Source organism: Pricia sp. (assembly GCF_041745955.1).
In the GTDB taxonomy this organism is placed as follows: domain Bacteria; phylum Bacteroidota; class Bacteroidia; order Flavobacteriales; family Flavobacteriaceae; genus Pricia.
The window spans coordinates 1-2,895 of sequence record NZ_JBGTHY010000106.1; the positions used below are offsets into that span (position 1 = coordinate 1).

Consider the following 2,895-nt stretch of genomic DNA (forward strand, 5'->3'; position numbering starts at 1 on the left):
CATTTTTCCGGCACCTCCCGTTAAACAAAGCAGTGCGGGATTGGCAACGGAAAGCATAAAAAAGTCGGATGAGGTATGTGCCACCGCCCTAAATTCAGGAAAAATCGTATCGTATTGCTGCACACTTTCCATGATTTTTCCGGAATTGATATCAATATTCCCGAATACCCCTTTGCTGCCGGCATAAGCAAGACTGTTACCGATAATTTCAATCGCGCGGATACTTACGGAATCTTCATAGACGGTTTCGATTTTGACGGATGTAAACGGGAGCGGTTGATTTTCTTTGTCGCCTGAACAAGAGAAGTGGGGCGAAACAACCAGAATTATGGCTAAGTATTTCATAGTTCAAGGTATTTTAGGATAAAAAATGGTAAACTTTAGCTGCCTTGTTAGAAAGGGTACCCCTTATCAAAGAACCGCTGCGTCTACATCTCTGTTTTCCAAATCAAATATAGCCGTAATCTGCACCAAAACCCTGAATTCGTCTTGAGTTTTGGTTTGAAACCGAAAATTTCCACTTCAAACCAAAACTCAAGTCCAGTTCACTACCTTTGCAGCCTTAATTTTTAAGAATGAAATTACATAGAAATCTGGTATTCGCGATAATCGATGGCTTAAACCTCATCTTTAACGAAGACCAGTATGCGGACAAAGTAGTGCAGAAAGTGTTGAAGTTTGATAAACGTTGGGGCAGCCGAGATCGCGGTTTCATTGCCGAAACCACCTACGAAATGGTACGCTATAAACGTCTTTATGCGGAAATTGCCGAGGTCAAGGCACCGTTCAGCCGTCCCGATCTGTTCCGTATGTGGGCGGTATGGGCCGTTTTGAAGGGAATACAATTACCCGATTGGAAACAGATCGAGCCTACTCCCGAACGCCGCATCAAAGGAAAGTTCGACGAACTCTCCAAAGTCCGGAAATTCCGGGAAGCCTTTCCCGATTGGATCGACGAGCTCTGCGCCAAAGCCTTGGGAGAAAAACTATGGACGGCCGAGAGTGCCGCGCTGAACCAACAGGCCGAAGTTATCTTGCGCACCAACACCTTGAACACCACAAAGAAACTACTGGGTCAAGCTTTGCTGGAAGAGGATATTGTAACCGAGTCCATCAAGGGCTATGCATCGGCCTTACGCCTACCCGAGCGCGCCAATGTATTCGTTACCGAGGCTTTTAAAAGGGGAATGTTCGAGGTTCAGGATGCCAATTCGCAGTTAGTGGCCGCATTTTTAGAGGTAGAACCGGGCATGCGGGTCGTCGATGCCTGTGCCGGGGCTGGGGGGAAATCCCTTCACCTCGCCGCCCTGATGGAAAACAAAGGCCAGATTATCGCCATGGATGTCTACGGCAGTAAACTGAAGGAACTCAAACGCCGGGCCCGGAGAAACGGTGCCCACAACATAGAGCCTCGGGAAATCGATTCCACCAAAGTAATTAAAAAACTTTACGGCAGTGCCGACAGGGTATTGATTGATGCGCCCTGTACGGGATTGGGTGTCATACGCCGGAACCCTGATACGAAGTGGAAACTTCAGCCCGATTTTCTGGAGAAGATTACCAAAAAGCAACAAGAAATACTACGAAGCTATAGCAAAATCGTAAAACCGGGCGGTAAGATGGTCTATGCGACCTGCTCGATACTTCCACAGGAAAATTCCGATCAAGTCCAGTCTTTTTTGGCCTCCGGGGAGGGCAAAGATTTTTCGTTGGAAAAACAAAAGAAGATGTATGCCAGCAAGAGCGGCTTTGACGGGTTTTTTATGGCGCTGCTAGTCAGAAATTAGTCCAGACAAGGAAGTCGCTTACGCGATGACACCTTGCAGGTCAAACCGACAAAGACCTGCAAGGTATGAGCAAGGCTCGAGCGATCCTTGTAGGTCTAACTCCCGATCAAACTACAAAGTAATTAACAATTACCCCTTTCCCTGTTAACTATTCCCCGAAAATCATTGACCAAAAATCCGTAAATTCGCGTTTTCCTATCCACAAAATTACACGGTCAATGATTAATTTTTTCGGGGATGCGAGCGCTAAAGTTTTCGCAGTTCAAACGCACAACGAACTTTCACAGGAAGATACTGATAAACTGATTTGGTTATTCGATTGTCCTGAACTTGTTTCAGGAGCGTCCAACCAACCTTTGGCGTCTATTGACGCCTTTTTTATTGGTCCTCGTGCCGCCATGATTACGCCTTGGAGTACCAATGCTACCGAGATTACCCAGAACATGGGTGTTTCGGGGATAATCCGTATCGAGGAATTCCAGGCCGTGAAGGAGGATTTTACTGATTTTGACCCGATGCTTTCCCAAAAATTCGACGGGCTTGATCAAGATATTTTTAAAGTGGATATCATACCCGAATCCATCCTAGAAATAGATGACATTGCCGCTTACAACGAAAAGGAAGGTCTGGCCCTGAACGACGAAGAGGTCGATTATTTACAGCAACTATCCCAAAAAATTGGACGCCAACTGACCGATTCCGAAGTCTTCGGATTCAGTCAGGTCAACTCCGAACATTGTCGGCATAAAATCTTTAATGGAACTTTTAGTATCGATGGCAAGGAGATGCCTTCCTCGCTTTTTAAGCTGATTAAAAAAACGTCCCAAGAACATCCGAACGGCATTGTTTCGGCCTATACCGATAATGTTGCTTTCGTAAAGGGACCCAAAGTGGTGCAGTTTGCGCCCAAATCCGCCGATACCCCTGATTTTTATGCTGAAAAGGACTTCGATTCCGTCATATCCCTAAAGGCAGAAACCCATAACTTTCCAACAACGGTTGAACCCTTCAACGGCGCCGCGACCGGTGCGGGCGGGGAAATCCGTGATCGGTTGGCCGGGGGAAAAGGTTCGTTACCATTGGCGGGCACAGCTGTTTACATGACGGC

Annotated in this window: 1 protein-coding gene and 2 pseudogenes; 2 read left to right on the forward strand and 1 reads right to left on the reverse strand. The window is 46.7% G+C overall.

From position 1 onward, the window contains the following. Window positions 1-345, reverse strand: a pseudogene (locus ACEW8S_RS03615) (oxidoreductase); the annotation flags it as partial. A 230-nt stretch (window positions 346-575) separates the two neighbouring features. On the opposite strand from ACEW8S_RS03615, the gene ACEW8S_RS03620 reads away from it, so the two are divergent. Both ACEW8S_RS03620 and ACEW8S_RS03625 read left to right on the forward strand, forming a co-directional pair. Beyond that, a complete protein-coding gene (locus ACEW8S_RS03620) occupies window positions 576-1,787 on the forward strand; it encodes an RsmB/NOP family class I SAM-dependent RNA methyltransferase (protein WP_373516822.1) in 1,212 nt (403 codons plus the stop codon). 218 nt (window positions 1,788-2,005) lie between these two features. Then, window positions 2,006-2,895 (forward strand): annotated as a pseudogene (locus ACEW8S_RS03625) (phosphoribosylformylglycinamidine synthase); the annotation flags it as partial.